The sequence below is a fragment of the Erythrobacter sp. SN021 genome, from assembly GCF_021864455.1.
Map to the genome: position 1 here is coordinate 497,897 of NZ_JAKKUW010000002.1, position 19,354 is coordinate 517,250.

General features: G+C 62.8%; 11 protein-coding genes. 6 read left to right on the forward strand and 5 right to left on the reverse strand.

The window, feature by feature from the left end:
• The first annotated feature begins 98 nt into the window (after nt 1–98).
• Nucleotides 99–3,128, forward strand: coding sequence for a TonB-dependent receptor domain-containing protein (locus tag L5849_RS07045; RefSeq protein ID WP_236924976.1), 3,030 nt, complete (start codon nt 99–101; stop codon nt 3,126–3,128).
• Between the two features lie 86 nt (nt 3,129–3,214).
• Here the strand turns inward: L5849_RS07045 and L5849_RS07050 are convergent, their stop codons facing one another.
• The 4 genes from L5849_RS07050 to L5849_RS07065 all read right to left on the reverse strand — a co-directional run bounded on the left by L5849_RS07050 (nt 3,215) and on the right by L5849_RS07065 (nt 9,746).
• The gene (locus L5849_RS07050) at nt 3,215–3,751 is read right to left on the reverse strand and encodes a hypothetical protein (protein ID WP_236924977.1); all 537 of its coding nucleotides are present in this window, start codon (nt 3,749–3,751) and stop codon (nt 3,215–3,217) included.
• Nucleotides 3,752–3,866: 115 nt separating this feature from the next.
• The gene (gene clpB, locus L5849_RS07055; RefSeq protein WP_236924978.1) at nt 3,867–6,443 is read right to left on the reverse strand and encodes an ATP-dependent chaperone ClpB; all 2,577 of its coding nucleotides are present in this window, start codon (nt 6,441–6,443) and stop codon (nt 3,867–3,869) included.
• A gap of 169 nt (nt 6,444–6,612) precedes the next feature.
• Entirely contained in the window at nt 6,613–8,178 is a 1,566-nt protein-coding gene (locus tag L5849_RS07060; RefSeq protein WP_236924979.1) for a M17 family metallopeptidase, read from the reverse strand.
• Nucleotides 8,179–8,294: 116 nt separating this feature from the next.
• A complete protein-coding gene (locus L5849_RS07065) occupies nt 8,295–9,746 on the reverse strand; it encodes an ATP-binding protein (RefSeq protein WP_236925081.1) in 1,452 nt (483 codons plus the stop codon).
• A gap of 119 nt (nt 9,747–9,865) precedes the next feature.
• On the opposite strand from L5849_RS07065, the gene L5849_RS07070 reads away from it, so the two are divergent.
• The 5 genes from L5849_RS07070 (at nt 9,866) to L5849_RS07090 (ending at nt 16,983) form a co-directional block, all read left to right on the forward strand.
• Nucleotides 9,866–12,064 carry an acylase gene (locus L5849_RS07070; protein WP_236924980.1) on the forward strand — a complete coding sequence of 733 codons (2,199 nt, stop codon included), beginning with the start codon at nt 9,866–9,868 and terminating at the stop codon, nt 12,062–12,064.
• A 26-nt stretch (nt 12,065–12,090) separates the two neighbouring features.
• Nucleotides 12,091–14,961, forward strand: a complete 2,871-nt coding sequence (locus L5849_RS07075) for a pitrilysin family protein (RefSeq protein WP_236924981.1) — start codon at nt 12,091–12,093, stop codon at nt 14,959–14,961.
• A gap of 67 nt (nt 14,962–15,028) precedes the next feature.
• Nucleotides 15,029–15,337: a hypothetical protein gene (locus L5849_RS07080; protein WP_115416130.1), complete on the forward strand. Its 309-nt coding sequence runs from the start codon at nt 15,029–15,031 to the stop codon at nt 15,335–15,337.
• Nucleotides 15,338–15,526: 189 nt separating this feature from the next.
• A complete protein-coding gene (locus L5849_RS07085; RefSeq protein WP_236924982.1) occupies nt 15,527–16,312 on the forward strand; it encodes a hypothetical protein in 786 nt (261 codons plus the stop codon).
• Entirely contained in the window at nt 16,303–16,983 is a 681-nt protein-coding gene (locus tag L5849_RS07090; RefSeq protein ID WP_236924983.1) for a hypothetical protein, read from the forward strand. The genes L5849_RS07085 and L5849_RS07090 overlap by 10 nt, the downstream gene beginning before the upstream one ends.
• Before the next feature lie 64 nt (nt 16,984–17,047).
• Here L5849_RS07090 and L5849_RS07095 read toward each other — a convergent pair whose 3' ends face one another.
• On the reverse strand, nt 17,048–19,210 hold the full coding sequence (locus tag L5849_RS07095) for a S46 family peptidase (protein ID WP_236924984.1): 2,163 nt from the start codon (nt 19,208–19,210) through the stop codon (nt 17,048–17,050).
• Nucleotides 19,211–19,354 lie beyond the last annotated feature (144 nt).

Consider the following 19,354-nt stretch of genomic DNA (forward strand, 5'->3'; position numbering starts at 1 on the left):
CCATTTATGCGACGCATTGCTTGCGTCTGCGCTTACGGCTTGCTATTATCGGCACACTAGCCGGACCAATCCGGCTCGAGTTTAGGGGACTGCAAATCATGAAAAAGACCTTTGCCACCTTGGGTGGTCGGGCCGCGCTGCTTACCGGTGCTGGCCTCGCTGCCATGGCGATCTCCACGCCGGCGCTCGCGCAGGATGTTGACGAAGACGAGACCGTTGAAGACGCCTCTGCTCCGCCGAGCAACGCGATCGTGGTGACCGGCTCGCGTATTGTGCGCCCGGAAATCGAAAGCGCGGCACCGATGGTCGCGGCCATCGGCGAAGAAGAGCTCGAAGAGCGTGCCTTCACCAACGTCGCGCAGGCGCTTAACGAAGTGCCGGGCTTCGGCACTCCGGTTTCGAGCGCGGGCGGTCAGTCCGGCTACTCGGTCGGTCAGAACTTCGTCAACCTGTTCGGCATCGGCACCCAGCGCACACTGACGCTGGTCAACGGTCGCCGTTTCGTGTCCTCGAACACGGCATCGAACTTCGGCGGCGCGGCCGCCGGGCTCCAGGTCGACCTTAACGTTATTCCGATTTCGCTGGTTGAGCGCGTCGACGTTCTCGCGGTCAAGGGCGCGACAACTTACGGTTCGGACGCTGTTGCCGGTACCGTCAACCTCATCCTCAAGGAAGATTTCGAAGGTCTCGAAGTCACCGGCCAGTACGGCATCTTCGAAGAAGGGTACGGCGCTTCCTATCTCGCCAACGCTACCGTCGGTGGTAACTTCGCCGATGGCCGCGGTAACATCGCGGTCAACTTCGAGTACCAGAATCAGAACGGTGTGCTTCTTCTTGACACGCCGTATGGGCAAAATGACTTTTTCCGCCAAAGTGCAACAAACGTCTACTTCAATCGCCGCATCTCCATCCTGACCGCCGGGGGGCTTCCTTCGCGCACGGGTGGGCTTTCTTGGCTTACCAACAATGACGGAGACCGCGTGCAGTTCGATAGCAGCGGTAATCTGGTGAGTTACGATCCGGGAGATCCGCAGGACATCGTTAGTTCGTCGGGTGGGGACGGCCTCAATCTGAACCGGTCGAGCCAAGTGCTCTCCGACCTTGAGCGTTACTCCGTTTTCGCTCTTGGTCATTACGATGTTACAGACAACATCCGCATGTTCTTCGAAGCGAACTATGCACATACACAGGCCGAGGAGTTGGCCAATCAGCCGGTCTACCAGTCTGCACTCTTTGGCGGCGACAGCCGCGCTCTGGGTTTAGTGATTTCAAACCCGTTCCTTAGCGATCAGGCGCGAGGTGTTATTGCCGGCAATTTCGATGCCGACGATGACGGAGTAACCGATCTTAATTTCGATCGGGATGGAGATGGAGTGAATGACGACACCCGTTTCTTCATCCAGCGGGCTGGTTTCGACCTCCTTGGCGGTTCGAACCCGAACTTCCAGCAGCTCGAGCTGTTCCGCATCGTCGGTGGCCTTGAGGGCGATCTGCAGCTGGGCAATCGCGACTTCTTCTGGAACGTCTCTTACGCTTACGGTAAGTCTCAGGCGGTTTCGTCGTCGACGGCGCTCGTCCAGGCGAACTTCCTGAATGCTATCGACGCGGTTACCGATCCCGACACGGGTGAGATCGTGTGCCGTGTGACGCTTGATCCGCCTACGGCACAAGGTTCTGGGCAGCCGAACACGCCCGAGCAGACACGTGCTGTGACGGATTGCGTGCCGCTCAACCTGTTCGGCGAGGGCGTTGCCTCGCCCGAGGCCATCGACTTCGTGACGGCGGAAACGCTGGCGGAATCGACGAACACGCAGAACATTTTCAACGTCAACTTCGGCGGTGGGCTGTTCGATCTGTTCGACAACGAGGTCGCCTTCAACGTCGGTTACGAAAACCGCCGCGAAGAACAGACGTTCACACCTGATGGTTTCCTTCAGGAGGGCCTCGGCCGTTCGGTCGCAATCGCGCCGGTTGCCGGTTCGTTCAGCACCAATGAGTTCTTCGGCGAAGTGCTGATCCCGGTGATCCAGCCGAGTAACGACTTTTTCATCGATCGTCTCGAGTTCGACGCCTCGATCCGTTACATCGATAACAGCCGGGCCGGCTCGGCCGAAGTGTGGTCGGTTGGCGGTGTGCTGGCTCCGGTCCCCGATGTGACGTTCCGTGGCAGCTACACCGAATCGGTGCGCGCTCCGGCCATTACCGAGCTGTTCCTGCCTGGCGTGTCGGTTTTCTCATTTGCAGACGACCCATGCGATTTAGAATTCCGCGATCAAGGTGCGCAACCGGCAACCCGGCAGGCAAATTGTACAGCGGACGGCTTGGGAGATGATTTCGACTCGATTATCAACGAAGCGTCTCAGGAAATCACGGAGTCGGGTAACCCCGATCTGCTCAACGAGGAATCGAAGGCCTGGACCGCAGGTGTCATCCTGCAGCCGTCCTTTATTCCGGGTCTTACGATCACGGCCGACTGGGTAAACATCGAGCTGGCCAACGCGATTGTCACTCTCGACCTCACCGACGTGCTGCGGTCATGCTACGACAACCCGAACTTCCCGAACGTTCCGACTTGTGATCAGTTTACTCGCGGTCCGGACGGTCAGATTACAGGCGCGCAGGTGGGCCAGTCAAACGCCGGTCTGTTCGAGTTCGCCGGTCTGCAGGCTTCGGCCCGCTACGGCTTCGGTTTGAGCGACGTGTTCGGTGGTGACGGCGACCTGGGCGATATCGACCTCCTCGCGCGTTACTTCTACCTCGACAAGTCGCAGTTCACAGTCGTCGGAGTTCTTGATGACGACCGTGGCGAGATTGGTGATTTCAAGCACGAGTTCAATGCCACCATTCGTTACTCGACTGGTCCGTTCTCGATCTCGTTCACCGGTAACTACCTGTCAGGCGCCTCATTCGACCTTGAAGAAGACCAGAGTGAACCCTTTGCCAAGGTCGGCGACTACGTTGTCTTCGACACGACGATCGGGTGGGAGATCGACGACAATTTCCGAGCCGCATTCACAGTCAACAACCTGTTAGGGGAAAAGCCACCGTTCCCGAGCTTCAGCACGACCCAGTACACCGATGGTTTCTTGGGACGTGAGTTCCTCTTCCGAGTCACCACCAACTTCTAAGTTCAGGTATCCACAACGAAAACGAGAAGGGGGGCCGCGAGGCCCCCCTTTTTTGTTGGCCTCATGGGCGGCATCAGCGCGCGGCTCTATTTGATCCGCTCAACCGAAAGAAAGCCGGAACGCTCGTTGAACTTCATCCGATAGCCACCCGACCAGCTCCGCGAGAGTTCTGCGGTCCAGCCAGCGCGAATTCCGCCCCGCAAACTGCGGTTCGACTTCGCCCTCCATATCTGGCCATTTTCGAGGAGGATGATCTCACGCCGGGCATCATCAGTGAAAACCTCGCGTACCCGGCTGCTTAGTGCAGCACCTTCCTGCGTAGCCTCGGCGCCAGAGGCAGGAGCAGGCGCTGGCATGGCGACACTCTCGGCCTCCCGCCGCGCACGGCGTTGTTCGCCCGACAGACCGAATTCCTCGACGCGCGTTTCCTCTGCCTTCTCAACAGCGGTCGCAGTCAAAGTCGTTTCACGTGCATAGGTCTCATCGAAGCATGCGAGTCGCGCGGCATCGTCCTCAATTTGGCTGCAAAGCGCATATGCGCTTTGCGTTTGGGCATAAGCCGCGCTGCCAGCCATCATTACTCCGATCACCCCGAGTGCGGCGGCGCCGTGCAACTGTCTCATCGAAATCGATCCTCCCTCTCAAACCGCGTCATTGCGGGTACAGGGGTTGCAGACTAGCGAGGCACGACGCCCAAGCCTAGCGGGCAAGAAAAAAGAGACGGCGGGCGTGAGGGCATCATCCCACCACCATCTCCAATTCCCCATCGCCCTCGTCGATGCTCACTTTCGATCCGTCGGGCACTTTGCCCGCCAGGATCATGTCCGCCAGAGGGTCCTGCACGTAGCGCTGCACCGCGCGTTTGAGCGGGCGCGCGCCATAGACGGGATCGTAGCCAACCCGCCCCAGCCACTTCTTCGCGGCGTCTGTCAGGTCGAGCACGATCTTGCGATCCTTGAGCAGCTTCTGCACCCGCGCGACCTGGATCTCGACGATCGGGGCCATGTGCTCCTGCGCCAGGCGGTGGAACAGGATGATCTCGTCCAGCCGGTTGAGGAATTCGGGGCGAAAATGCCCGCGCACCACATCCATCACCTGCGGTTCGACATCCTCGACCTTCTGATCGTCATCCATATTGGCGAGATACTGGCTGCCGAGATTGCTGGTCAGGATGATCAGCGTGTTGCTGAAATCGACCACGCGGCCCTGCCCGTCGGTTAGGCGGCCATCGTCGAGCACCTGCAGCAGCACGTTGAACACGTCGCTATGCGCCTTCTCGACCTCGTCGAAGAGCACCACCTGATAGGGCCTGCGCCGCACGGCCTCGGTCAGCACGCCGCCTTCCTCGTAACCGACATAGCCCGGAGGCGCGCCGATCAGGCGAGCGACCGCGTGCTTCTCCATGAACTCGCTCATGTCGATGCGGACCATGGCCGTATCGTCATCGAACAGGAAGCCGGCCAGCGCCTTGGTCAGTTCGGTCTTGCCGACACCGGTCGGGCCGAGGAAGAGGAAGCTGCCCAGCGGTCGGTTCGGGTCCTGCAGGCCCGCACGCGCGCGGCGCACGGCCTTGGAAACGGCGTCGATCGCCTGCGATTGCCCGATCACCCGCTTCGACAGGATATTCTCCATGTCGAGCAGCTTCTCGCGCTCGCCTTCCATCATCTTGTCGACCGGGATGCCGGTCCAGCGAGAGACGACACCGGCGATGTCGTCTTCGGTCACTTCTTCCTTGAGTAGGGCATTGTCGGTCTGGCCCGAGGCTTCCTCGAGCTTCTTCTCCAGCTCGGGAATGCGGCCGTATTGCAGCTCGCCCGCCTTGGCGAGGTCGCCGGCGCGCTGCGCCTGTTCCAGTTCGAGCCTGGCCTGATCGAGCTGTTCCTTGATCCGGCCTTCGGCGTGGATCTTGTCGCGCTCGTTCTGCCAGCGGGTGGTCAGTTCGGACGATTGCTGTTCCAGCTCGGCCAGTTCCTTGCGGAGCGACTCCAGACGATCCTTCGAAGCGCTGTCGGTTTCCTTTTGCAGCGCCTGCTCTTCGATCCGCAATTGGATGATGCGGCGGTCGAGGCCTTCGATCTCCTCGGGCTTGCTTTCCACCTCCATGCGGATGCGGCTGGCGGCTTCGTCCATCAGGTCGATCGCCTTGTCGGGCAGGAAGCGGTTCTGGATGTAGCGATTGCTGAGCTGCGCCGCGGCGACGATCGCGCCATCGGTGATGCGCACACCGTGATGCAGCTCGTATTTGTCCTTGATGCCGCGCAGGATGCTGACGGTGTCCTCGACGCTCGGCTCGTCGATATAGACGGGCTGAAAGCGCCGCTGGAGCGCGGGATCCTTCTCGATATACTTCTGGTATTCGTCGAGCGTGGTCGCGCCGATACAGTGCAGCTCACCGCGCGACAGGGCAGGCTTCAGCAGGTTGGAGGCATCCATGCTGCCTTCGCTCGCGCCTGCGCCGATCAGCGTGTGCATCTCGTCGATAAACAGGATAATCTGCCCCTCGGCGCCCTTCACCTCGTCGAGCACGGCCTTGAGGCGCTCTTCGAACTCACCCCGATATTTCGCGCCCGCGATCAGTGCGCCCATATCGAGCGCCATCAGCGTGCGGCCCTTGAGGCTGTCGGGCACGTCGCCATTGGCGATGCGCAGCGCCAGGCCTTCGGCGATCGCGGTCTTGCCGGTTCCGGGCTCGCCGATGAGGGCGGGATTGTTCTTTGTCCGGCGAGCGAGGATCTGCACCGTGCGGCGGATTTCCTCATCGCGGCCGATCACAGGATCGAGCTTGCCGTCGCGCGCTGCCTGCGTGAGGTCGCGCGCATATTTCTTCATCGCATCGTAGCTTTCTTCGGCACCGGCGCTGTCCGCGGTGCGACCGCCGGTCACTTCCTGGATTGCGGCTTCGAGCGACTTCGCGTCGACACCTGCCGATTTCAGCGCCTTGCCCGCATCATTACCCGCCAGCGCCAGCGCTTGCAGCAGCCGCTGGACGGGAACGAAGCTGTCGCCTGCCTTCTCGGCGAGCTGTTCGGCCCGATCCAGCGCGCGCACGGCATCATTGTCGAGGCCGGGCGTCTGCTGCGCCCCCCCACCCGACACCGCCGGCACCTTGGCCAGCGTATTGTCCACCTCGGTAATCGCCACGCCAGGATTGCCCCCGGCTCGCTGGATAAGCTGCGCGGCCATGCCCTCTTCGTCATCGAGCAGCGCCTTCAGCAAATGCGCCGACGAAATTCGCTGATGGTTCATGCGAATGGCGACGGTCTGCGCCGCCTGCAGGAAGCCCTTGGCGCGATCGGTGAACTTTTCGAGATTCATGCAAACACCCCAGTCAAGAATTGCCGTACGGATATAGTGTGGCGATTATGCAACACAAGCCCTCGCCGCAGAAAGTCCGGCGGGCGTATGAAAAGCATAGGTAAACCGCGTGGCACCCACCGCAAGGGGCGCGCGCCACGTCGACCGCGTCTGGCAAAGCTCGCCGGATTTATCGGGGGCGCCAGCTACGCGCCAGCTCGTCGAGCAGCATCACACCGTATCCGCTCGATCCGGCAGGCACCAGCGGCGAGCTGGTCGACGCATCGTCGACCGAGGCCATGTCGATGTGAATCCACGGCAGGTCTTCGGGCACGAAATACTCGATGAAATGCGCGCCGGAGCTGGCACCGGGCGACACGCCGCCATTGACCACATCCGCAATCTCGGAATCGCGAACGGCCTTGCGATAGGTTTCGTGCAGCGGCAACTGCCACACCGGCTCGTCTACCCGCTCGCCTGCGGCGATCGCCGCTTCGGCGAAAGCCTTGTCCCGCGCAAAGACGCCCGCATATTCCGGCCCCAGCGCCCTTCCGACGGAGCCCGTCAGCGTGGCGATATCGACCAGGGCATAGGGATCGGCTTCGCGCACGACATATTCGATGGCATCGGACAGGACGAGGCGGCCTTCGGCATCGGTGCTGACGATCTCGATGGTCTTGCCCGACATGGTCCGCACCACATCGCCCGGCCGCTGGGCGTTGTCGCCCGGCATGTTTTCGGCAAGCGCCGCCACCGCGACCGCATGGACCGGCGCCCCCGATTTGGCGAGGCTGTAGATCGCCCCGGTCACAGCCGCCGCGCCCGACATATCGCGTTTCATCGCGCCCATTCCGCTGCTCGGCTTGATCGAAATGCCGCCGGTATCGAAAGTGATGCCCTTGCCGGCCAGCGCAATCGGAGCGCCCGACGCCCCGCGATAAGCGATCATCATCAGCCGTGGCGGGCGGCGACTGCCCTGCCCGACACCGGCGATAGCTCCCATGTTCATCCGCCGCATGTCCGCCTGATCGAGAACGCTGATCGAGACATTCGGCACGCCTGCGAAAAGGGCCTGCGTACGGGCGACAAAGCTTTCCGGGTAGATCACACTGGCCGGTTCGTTGACGAGATCGCGGGCGAAGCGCACGCCGTCTGCCAGTGCCGATTGGCGGCGGGTCCACGATGCGGCCGCCTCTGCGCCCTGCGCCCCGACAAAGGTGATCGGCTGCGAAGGCTTGGCCGACCGGTCGCTCTTGTAGCGGTCGAACCGGTATTGTCCGAGCGTTGCGCCGAGCCCGGCCATCGCCATGGCATCGCTGCCCGGCAAGCCTACCACGGCAATCGGTGCATCCTCTTCGGCCAGTTCCTGAGCGATCCGCCCCCCGACGACGCGCCAATCGATCGGCTGCCCGTCCTCACCCGCAGCGCCGAACAGGGCGATGCGCGGCGATCCGGCGGCCGAAGGCAGGTCGAGCAATTCGCCTGCCTTCCCCGCGAATTCGGCAGCGGCGATTCGCGCCTGCGCATCGACGGGCAGGCCGTCCACGCCTTCGGGCAAGCCCGCATCGGTCATCACCACCGCCAGCGCCGCATCGGCTGGAACGGACCGGGCAAAGGCAATCGGGCGCTCTTCGCTGTTGCCGATGGCTGCCGGAACGATCCCCGATCCCGGGACGTCCTGCGCAGCGAGCAGCGCGGGGCTGGCAGCGGTGGCGGCAAGGGCAAGGGTCAAGGCGGCGAAAGTATGGCGTTGCATGGGCAGTCCCCCGAACAGTCTGATTGGCAGAAAATACGCGCGGATAACGCTGGCCCAATCCGCCATCGCGGGAAAGTTCGGCCTCGGCGACCGACACACTGGTATCGACGAGCGGTTTATCCCGCTTCTATACCTTCGAGGCCGGGTACCATCACCGTGCGATCGCCGCCGAAATCCTCGCGCACGACGACCAGGCCCTGCCGCTCCAGATGGTCGAGCAGTCGGCGGATACGCCCTGGCGAACTCGTGCCGTAAGCCCGCGCCAGTTCGTTCTCGTCTACCTGCGTCTCGCCCGCATGGGCGGCTTTGGCGATGACGAGGAAAGGCCCCAGCAGGTCTTCTTCGACCGCCTTTGCAAGGTCCATGATCCGCGCCTGCAGCGTCTCGTCGAGTTCGGCCAGCCCGGCCCCGGCGATCGCGAAACGGCGTCGGAAAGCGCGCATGTCGGGCATGGGTCCGATCAGCCGTTCGCGGCGGCACCGCGTGAGGAAGGTCTGGTATTGCGCGCTGGCCGACTGGAAGGCGATCCCCTCCTCCTGCGCCAGGTCGCCGATGATTTCCGCTATCCGAGCGGCAACGGCGGAGGTGTCGACCGGCTCGGCAGGTGTGTCCACCTGGCGTTCCTCAGCCCCGGCGATGCTGTAGGCCACTTCCTCGACCCGTGGCGCGGGCGGCGGGGCGGGCGGCGGCGGCGGCGCCTTGGCGACTTCGCTAGCCAGATCGGTGGTAAGCAACGCGGCCATATCTTCGGGCGCCGTATCGGGCAGCGCCATCAGCCCTTCGCTCCGGACGGCGTGGCCGGTCTTCACCGGGCCGATCTTCACCGCCAGCGGCACACGCGTGATCGCCGGCCCGAGCGCGAGGAAATGCCCGCGTTCGAGCTCGCGAATACGCTCCGCCTGCCGCCGCTCCATCCCGAGCAGGTCGGCGGCGCGGACCATGTCGATATCGAGGAAGGTCCGCCCCATCAGAAAGTTCGAGGCCTCGGCGGCCACATTCTTGGCGAGCTTGGCCAGCCGCTGGGTGGCGACAATCCCGGCAAGGCCGCGCTTGCGTCCGCGACACATCAGGTTGGTCATCGCCGACAGCGTCATGCGCCGCGTGTCCTCGGCCATTTCGCCAGCCGCCGCAGGAGCGAACATCTGCGCCTCATCGACCACCACCAGCGCCGGATACCAGTGTTCGCGCGGGGCATCGAACAGCGCGGTCAGAAACTGGGCGGCGCAGCGGATCTGTTGCTCGACCTCCAGCCCGTCGAGATCGAGCACAACGCTCGCGCGGTGTTCGCGGATGCGCCGGGCCAGCGCTTCGATCTCGCCCGGCGAATAGGCCGATCCGTCGATCACCACATGGCCGAATTCCTCGGCCAGCGAGGGGAAGTCGCCTTCCGGATCGATCACCACCTGCTGGACCATCCCGGCGCTTTCTTCGAGCAGCCTACGGATAAGGTGCGACTTACCGCTGCCCGAATTGCCCTGAACGAGCAATCGGGTGGCGAGGAGTTCCTCGATATCGAACTCGACCGGCTTGCCGGAAGATTCGTGGCCAATGGTGATCTGCGCTGTCACTCGCATGTGGTTAGCCAGCCGAATCCCCGCTGGGGAACATGCCCGGCGCGGTTTTGCCCAATCGCGTTGCGTCTCGACCGCCTCCTCGCTAGGCCGGTTGCAACAGAGGACGGATTTTTATGACAAAATTGCTGGGCCGCATCGGCCTTGTGCTGCTCCTACTCGTGCTGGTGGCATTCGTCGGACTGGCCACCTGGGAGCCGTTCTTCGCCAAGCGGGGCGATGTCGCGCAGTCGAACGATAGCTATACGGCGGAAATCATCCGCGACGAGTTCGGTGTTCCGCACATTTACGGCGAACGGGATGCCGACGTGGCCTATGGTGTCGCCATTGCCCATTCCGAAGACGATTTCTTCACGCTGCAAGACGTCATCGCCATGGCGCGCGGGCGGTATGGCGCCATTGCCGGACCCGATGGCGCGGCGGTGGACTATGTCTACCACCTGCTCGATGCGCGCGGGACTGCGGAACGAAACTACCCCGACCTGCCGGAAGACACGCGCGCGCTGTTCGAAGCCTACGCCACGGGCCTCAACGACTATGCGGAGGCGCACCCGCAAGAGATCAAGCTCGCAAATCTGTTTCCAGTTGACGGCATGGACGTTGCCGTCGGCTTTGCCTTGCGCCAGCCCTTCTTCTTCGGGTTGAACAACACCATCGAACCGCTGGTTGCGGGCGAGGACCTCTGGCCCGAATTCGGGCCATCCATCGGAGCGGAAGAAATCCCCGCCCAGGCCCGCGCCTACCCATTGCCCTGGGGCGAAGACGGTGCTCTGGCGGGATCGAACGCCTTTGCGATCGCGCCGGAAAAATCGGGCGACGGCGTGACTCGTCTCGTCTCCAACAGTCACCAGCCATGGCGCGGGGGCGTGGCGTGGTACGAACTCGTGGTCCAAAGCGGCGAAGGCTGGCATTATGCCGGCGCCAATTTCCCCGGCAGTCCGTTTCCCTTCCTTGGACATAACGAACATCTGGGCTGGACCAATACAGTCAATCGGCCCGACATGACCGACGTGTACAAGCTGGTGCTCGACGACAGCGGCAGGAAATACCGCATGGGGGATCGCTGGCTCGACCTGGAGGAAGAGACGGTCACGCTTCCGGTGCGCTTCGGGCCGGTGGTCCTCCCCGTCCGGCGAACGGTATATCGCAGCGTCCACGGCCCGGTCATCAAGAACGACAGGGGTGCTTTCGCCATCCGTTATGGCGGGATCGACAATCTGGGACAGCTCGACGCCTATTACCGGCTCAACAAGGCGGAAACGCTTGAGGAATGGCAGGCTATCCTGGCGCGGATGGATATCCCCTCCACCAACTTCATCTACGCCGATGAGGGGGGCAATATCGCCTATGTCTATAATGCCGCCCTGCCCGATCGGGCCAAGGGATATGACTGGCGCGGCGTCCTGCCGGGCGACGATCCCAAGGCATTGTGGAACGCGCCGGTATCTTACGAAGCCCTGCCGAAATATATCAATCCGGCTTCGGGCTGGCTCTACAATGCCAACAACACGCCCTTCACGGCCGCAGGCGAAGGCAGCGATCTGGCGCCGGACACCGTCCCGCCCGAACTGGGGGTGGAGCTCAAACAGACCAACCGCTCGCGCCGGGCGTGGAAGCTGATGAGCGAGGATGGGCCGATAACGCTCGATCGGTTGAAGCAGATCAAATACGATACCGCCTACGAGCGCGAAGGATATGTCGCCGACCTGTGGGATGCGCTCGAACGGCTCGAACTCGATCCCGACAGCGAGCTCGGCCGTGCCCGCGCATTGCTGGTCGACTGGGACTTCACCGCCGACAATGTCGGCCCGGGCGATGCGTTGGCACTGCTGATGATCAAGGAATTCATGTCCGCCGAATATCAGAACAAGCCCTTGCCCGACGTTCGCGAGCAGCTCGAATGGTCGGTCGATCATCTCAACACATATTTCGGCCGGATCGATCCGCCCATGGGGGACTTGCTGCGCCTGCGGCAGGGGGATGTCGACCTGCCCCTGGATGGCGGTTCGGACACATTGCGCGCGTCGACCACCTGGGAGGTGGAGGAAGACGGTCGGCTATCGGTCAAACACGGGGACAGCTTCATTCAGTTCGTCGAATGGGCTCCGGGGAAACGCGTGCGGTCGCAATCGATCCAGCCCTTTGGCGCAGCCACCACGCGCCCGACATCGCCGCATTATGTCGATCAGGCTACGCTGTTCATCCAGCATCGCTTGAAGCCGGTCAATTTCTGGCGCGAAGATGCGATAGCGAATGCAGCGAGCCGGAAGACCGTGACGAACCGGCCCGGAAGCCGTAGCGTCAAACCCCATTGAAAAACCGAATCGAATATCGAGGTATCATGCGCAGACAGCATTTTCTGACCGCCAGCATTTTCGCCCTAGCCCTGGGCATGGGCACCACAACTCCTGGTCTGGGCATCGCCCCTGCCGCCCATGCGCAAACAACTGCCGCTGACGCGGAACCGGCCGCGCTGACCGAGCTGGTCGACGAAGTCGACATTCCCTACGAGAAATTCACGCTCGATAACGGGCTCGACGTCATCGTCCATACCGACCGCAAGGCGCCCGTCGTCGCGGTCGCCGTGTGGTACAATGTCGGTTCGAAGGACGAGCCCGAAGGCAAATCGGGTTTTGCGCATCTGTTCGAACATCTGATGTTCAACGGGTCGGAAAACGCGCCCAACGACTATTTCCAGTATCTCCAGGAAATGGGTGCCACCGATTATAACGGCACGACGAATTTCGACCGGACGAACTATTTCCAGACCGTGCCGACACCCGCGCTCGAACGCGCGCTGTGGCTCGAAAGCGACCGTATGGGCTATCTGCTCGGCGCGGTCACGCAAGCCAAGCTCGATAATCAGCGCGGCGTGGTTCAGAACGAGAAGCGTCAGGGCGATAACCAGCCCGGCGGCCTGATCTTCTATGAAATCGTCGAAACGCTTTTCCCCGCCCCGCACCCTTATGACCATACGCCGATCGGTTCGATGGCGGATCTCGACAGCGCCAGCATGGAAGACGTGCGGGACTGGTTCCGCGACAAGTACGGCCCGAACAACGCCACGGTGGTGCTCGCGGGTGATGTATCGGCAGCCGAAGCACGCCCGCTGGTCGAAAAATATTTCGGCCCCATCGCGCGCGGCCCGGTGAACAATCCCGCCCAGGCCAATGTTCCCGAGCTTGCCGAGGATGTCCGCACCGTTATGCGCGATCAGGTCGCAGCGACCAGCATCAACAAATACTGGACCGCGCCCGGCATTTCGGACCGCGAGTTGACGGCGCTCACCGTCGGGGCACAGATCCTCGGCGGCCTGTCGTCGAGCCGTCTCGACAATGCGCTGGTGCGCGACGAGAAGATCGCCGTGGGCGTTTCGGGCGGCAATTATGCCTTCCAGCGCGTCGGCATTCTCACCGTTTCCGCCACCGCCGCTCCCGATGCCGATCCGGCGCTGGTGGAACGGCGCCTCAACGAACTGGTCGATCAGTTCATCGCCGAAGGCCCGACCGAAGACGAAGTCCGCCGGGCAGCGACCAGTTCGGTGGCGGACACCATCCGCGGGCTCGAACAGGTCGGTGGCCGCGGCGGCAAAGCGGTTACGCTCGCTTCGGGCGAGGTGCTGGCCGACGACCCCGATTTCTACGCCCGTCAGTTCGAGATTCTGGCGACGCTCACTCCTGCCGAAGTGCAGGCCGCGATGCAGCGTTGGATGACGCGGCCGGCCATGACCTTGGTCCTCGAGCCGGGCGAGCGCGATGCGGACTATGAAGAAGCCGCCAGCGTTGCCGCAAGCGACGGGGGTTCCGCAAGCGAAGCCGCCGACGACGAGATAACCGTCACGCAGGTAAGGCCGGCCCCGCCGATCGCTTCTATCGCCGAACTCGACTTTCCCGATGTCGAGCACCGGACGCTCGCCAACGGCATGACGCTCCATTACGCGATGCGCGATGCCGTTCCGGCGACTTACGTCACCCTGTCCTTTGACGCCGGCAGCGCCGCCGATCCGCTGGACAAGCGCGGCTTGGAAAGCCTTACGCTGGGCCTGTTCGAAGAAGGCACGACCAGCCTGAGTTCACGCGAGATTGCCGAAACGGGCGAGCGCTTGGGAGCGGATGTTTCGTTAGGCGGAGGGGCCGATCGGTCCAGCTTCACGCTTTCCGCCCTGTCGGCCAACCTAGTGCCCTCGCTCGAGCTCTTGTCCGATATCGTGCGCAACCCGGCATTCGATTCCGCAGAGGTCGAGCGTGTGCGCGCCCAGCAGATCACCGGTGTCGAGCAGGAACTGCGCACACCCGCATCGATTGCGGCGCGTACGGCGGCTCCGCTGATTTATGGCGAGAACAGCCCTTATGCGGGGCCGGGCAATGGAACGGTGGCCTCGCTCCGCTCGATCACGCGGGACGACATCACCGGGTTCAAGAACCGCTGGATCCGGCCCGACAATGGCGAGGTGTTCGTGGTTTCCGATCGGCCGATCGACGAAATCGTGACCGCGCTCGATGCCGTGTTCGGCGATTGGCAGGCGCCGACGGTTGCCAAGGGTGAAAAAGCCTTCGCAACCCAACCGAAAGAAGCCGAAGCCAGCCGTATCGTCCTGGTCGACCGGCCCAATTCGCCGCAGAGCTACATCTATGGCGGTCAGATGACCCCGGCCGATGCGCGTGACGAAACCTATGTCGATTTCCTCAATGCCAACAATGCACTTGGCGGGAACTTCCTCGCCCGGCTCAATATGAACCTGCGCGAGGCGAAGGGGTGGAGCTATGGTGTCCGGGGCGCTCCGCTGACCAACGAGAAGGCCGTTGCCTACACCGTGCGCGCGCCGGTTCAAGCAGACCGTACCGGCGATGCACTGGCCGAACTCATTCGCGAAACGAGCGAGTTTCTGGGCACCAACGGTGTCAGCGACGAGGAACTGACCCGGATAGTGACCGCGGAGATCGGCGAATTGCCCGGCCAGTTCGAAACGTCCGGCGCGATCCTGCGGGCTATGCAGACCAATGCGCTCTACGGTCGTCCGGACGATCATTACGAACGTTTGGCGGACCGCTATCGTGCGCAGACGACCGAAAGCCTCGATGCCGCAGCTCGCGCGGCGATCGATCCCGATCGGTTCGTATGGGTCGTGGTGGGCGATGCGGAAATCGTCGCCCCGCAACTCGAACAGCTTGGGCTGCCGGTCGAACGCGTGGAAATGGGCGCGAGCGAGTAATTGACAATCGTGTAAGTAATCCCGATTGAAAGCCCACTCGCATTCTCAACCGAAGAAAGGAATATCCATGTCCGTAGCAGGTACTTATGACACCGTGGTCAAGAGCCCGATGGGTGACCAGAAGGGCACGCTGACCGTCGTGCCCGGCGATGATGGCAACAGCTTCACCGGCTCGATGGCCGGCGGCATGGGTTCGATGGACATCACCGATGGCACCATCGAAGGCGGCGACACGCTCAAGTGGAAGATGGACATGACCGTGCCGATGCCGATGACGCTCAACTGCACCGCCACTGTGAATGGCGATCAGATGACCGGCACCGTCAATGCCGGCGCGTTCGGCGACATGCCGCTGACCGGCCAGCGCCAGGGCTAAGCGGCTGTTACAGTCACGCGAAAGGGCGTCGGGAGCGGATCCCGGCGCCCTTTTTCGTGCCCGCCTGCGGCGAACCCTAACGCCCTTGCCAAGGCATCGCCTTCATGATTTCTTGAGCTTATAAACAGAATCGCACGGTCGCATTGGAACTCGCTGGCAGGGTTATTGCCAGCCGAGGAGGAGTACGACATGCGCAAATCACTGACGAAGCTCGTTGCCACCGCCGCCACAGCCGCGCTGGTTGCTACGCCCGTAATGGCCGAAAAGGCGAGCCAGCTGGTCGATATCAACGGATCCTACGGCCGAGACGGGGAACGCCAGCTCCGCGACCGCGGCTTCTCCCACGTCTCCACGCACAAGAACGACATGGGCTATGTCTACAGCTATTGGTGGGACGAAGCCGATGACGATTGCGTCAATGTCGAGGTTTACGATGGCCGCGTGATGACCATCAACGATGCTTCCGACCAGGATTGCGGGCATCACAAAGGCAACGCAGGAACGGCGGTGGCTGCGGTGGCCGGTGCTGCCATTCTCGGGGCACTGCTCAGTCACAAGTCGCACCACCACGACGATAACCGCCATCATGACAGCGTCGAAGACGAACAGCATTACGAGCGCGGCTATAACGACGGGCTCCACAATGCCCCGTATCACAATTATGACCGCTCGAACGCCTATTCGAATGGGTATTCAGCGGGCGTGCAGCAGCGCAGCGCGAATCTTTCGCACCACCACGGCCATGGCGGTTATCGCCCTGCGGCACGGTTCAAGGATTTGCGCAATGCCCGTGCAGCCGGCGGAATGAGCGAACTTGAGCGGCGCGGGTTCCGCCAAGTGGACAATTTCACCAGCGGAAATACGCGCTACTCGATCCAGTACGACCGGGCGGGCCGTCAATGCGTGCAGGTTACTATCGCCGATGGCCGGTTCTACGATCTCCGCGATATCGGTCGGCATCCGCAGTGTCGCTGATCGTGAGGCACGGCAGGCTGATTGTGGCGGGCGCTTCGGCGCTCGCCCTTGCCGCCTGTGGCGGCGCGGTTGATGGCAGCGAGGAGCTTGCGGTCATACCGGAAAGCCTGGCCCCCTTCGGCGATGGCTATCCCGGTCAAGGCGATCCCTGCCGCAATCTTGGCGAAAGCGCGGCCACTTCGAATTATCTCGACGACAGTGCCGTCCTCGTCGGTTGCCCAAGCGACGCTTCGGCCGAAGCACTCGGCGGCTCCATCGTCGGCAATGTCGATGGCGTACGCCTCGTCAGCGTACCCATGGGCGATGCCAATGCAGGGATGGTCCCCACGGTTGCCACTGGAGATGGGGATGCGATGGTCGCTGGCACCGATTACAACGCCACGACAGTCTTGCCGTGCGGGTTCGACAATGCCCCGCCGGACCAGAGCTGCGAAGCCGGCGTCAAGCGTAACTGGGGCGACGATGGCACGCATCTCGTGGAGGTCACCAAGCCCGATGGGAGCAAACGCGCGATCTTCTTCAACGGCACCACTCCATCCGGAGCGGACAGTGCGGAGGCGGACGGATCCGCCGGATGGGACTTTTCTTCATTGCGCGCCGATGACCGGATCACGATCTCCTTCGGACCCGAGACCTACGTCGTCGCCGATGCACTCATCGAGGGCGGCTAGGCACGAAGAAGGGCCGCCGAACTGATCCGACGGCCCTTATGCTGTAATGGAATGGGTGCTGGGTTTACCGCACCACGTCCATTTCCGCGATCAGGCCGTGTGCCCCGTCGACCTTGTCCATCACCCACAGCATGTAGCGCGTGTCGACATGGATCGTGCGCGTGGTGCGCGGATCGAAATCCCAATCCGAATTGACGCTTTCGAACGTGCCGTCGAACAGCAGGCCGACCAGTTCGGCGCGGCCATTCAATGTGGCCGAGCCGCTATTGCCGCCGGTGCTGTCGAGGTCCGACAGGAAGTTCACCGGCACCGAGCCGATGCTGTCGAGCGCGTAGCCGCCATAGTCCTTCTCGCGAATTTCCTTGAGCTGTGTCTCGGGCGCATTGAACGGGTCCACGCCGGTATCCTTTGCCAGAATGCCCTCCAGCGTGGTGAACGGCAGATAGGCCATGCCGTCCTTGGGCGAGCCGCCGAGGACCGTGCCGTAGGTCACGCGCAGCGTGCTGTTGGCGTCGGGATAGGTCGCCAGGCCCTGCTCGCGCTGCCACTGGGTAATCGCGCCCATGTATGCCGGACGCAGCGCCAGTGCGCGGCCCGAGCGCTCTTCGCTCTCGTCTTCCAGCTTGCGCTCGTAGGTGTAGAGCGCGATCGCCAGCTTCATGAATGGATCGTCGCTCGCCTCGAGCTCAGCAGCAGTGGCATCCATCAGCGCGAGCCGCGTGTCGCTCTCGTCGAGCGATGTGCCCGTGTAATAGCCATCGACGATGGCATCGATCTGTTTGGCATCGTCCACGCCGGTCAGGCCCAGCGCCTGGTCGAACGCTGCCACACGCTCCGCCTCGGGCTGTGCGAGATAGCCATTGAGGAACAGCAGCCATTCGGCCTTGTCGACCGATGCGTCATAGCGGCGGTCGAGCGCCTGCAGACCCTGGCGGAAGAACGCCATGTCGCGATCCTGATAGCCGCTTTCGCGCTGCGCGTTGGGCTTTTCCTTTTCCTTGGCAAGACGGTAGAGCCGCTGCGCCGCGCTCAGCAATTGCGGGCGGGTGGCGTTGTTGTACCAGAAATTGGTCCGTGCGGCAGTGGCGCTCTCTTCCGACAGGGCATCGAGCGCGGCGATCGCCGCGGCATAGGGCTGGCGCGACGCATCGGCGGCGATCCAGGCGTTGAGCGCATCCTCGCGCGCGCGGCGGCGATCGACCAGGCCGACACGGCGGGCGCCATCGATCTGGCCGCGCAGGTTTTTCTCGAAATTGTTGAGCCCGGCGAGGCGGGATTCGTATTTCACGCGCGCGTCCGACCCTTCGGGCGCAGCTGCTTCGATCGTGTCGATCCAGTCGTTCAGCAGCGTGACGAAGGTCGGATAGCTCCACTCGAAGGTGTTCTTCACCTCGCCCAGACGGGTATAGCGATTGGTCGAACCGGGATAGCCCGCAGCCATCACGAAATCGCCATCGTCGAGCCCGGCCGCGCTCACCTTGAGGTGGTGCTCGGGCGCGTAGGGGACGTTGTCCTCGGAGTATTCGGCCGAGGAACCGTCGGGCGCGACATAGGCGCGGTAGAAGGCGAAGTCGCCCGTGTGGCGCGGCCACATCCAGTTATCGATATCGCCGCCATATTTCCCGACCGCATCGGCGGGCGCATAGACCAGCCGCACATCCTTGACCTCGAGCCGCTTGATAAGCGTGTATTCCTTGCCGCCATAGAAGCTGGCGACGAGGCAGCGGAAGCCTGCGGCCTGCTCGCATTCGGCGGTGATGTCCTTCACCCGCTGGTCGACCGTATCGTAGCGTTCGGTGGGCGACATGGCGTCGATCCCGTCGCGCACGCGCGCGGTGACATCGCTGATTTCGGTCGTCACATAAACGCGCGAGCCGGGTGCGGCGGGCAATTCCTCGCCCTTGGTTTCGGCAAGGAAACCGTTTTCGAGATAATTGTTCTCGGCAGTGGAATTGAACTGCACCGATCCGCGCGCGCAGTGGTGGTTGGTGACCACCAGGCCTTCATCCGACACGAAGCTGCCCGAGCAACCCTGGAGTTGCACGATCGCCCCCATGGGGAAACCGGTGAGGTCCGACAGCGCCTCGGGCGATACCTCGAGCCCGGTCTTGCGCAGGTCCTCGGCGATTTCGGGAAGCTGGCCGGGGGTGAACATCCCCTCCTTGGCGGCGAGCGGTGCGGATGCGGCGCAGGCCATGAGCGCTGCGACAACGGCGGTTTTCTTCATTGGAATTTAGACCCCTTCCATCTGCGCGAAACGCGCAAGAATGTCCGTGAAGCTACCTCGCGCACGGGGCCGGGGCAAGCGCCCGCTCGGCCAGCGACATGACGACTCGATCAGGGACGCTGAGATGGCCCGTACCGGGCGACA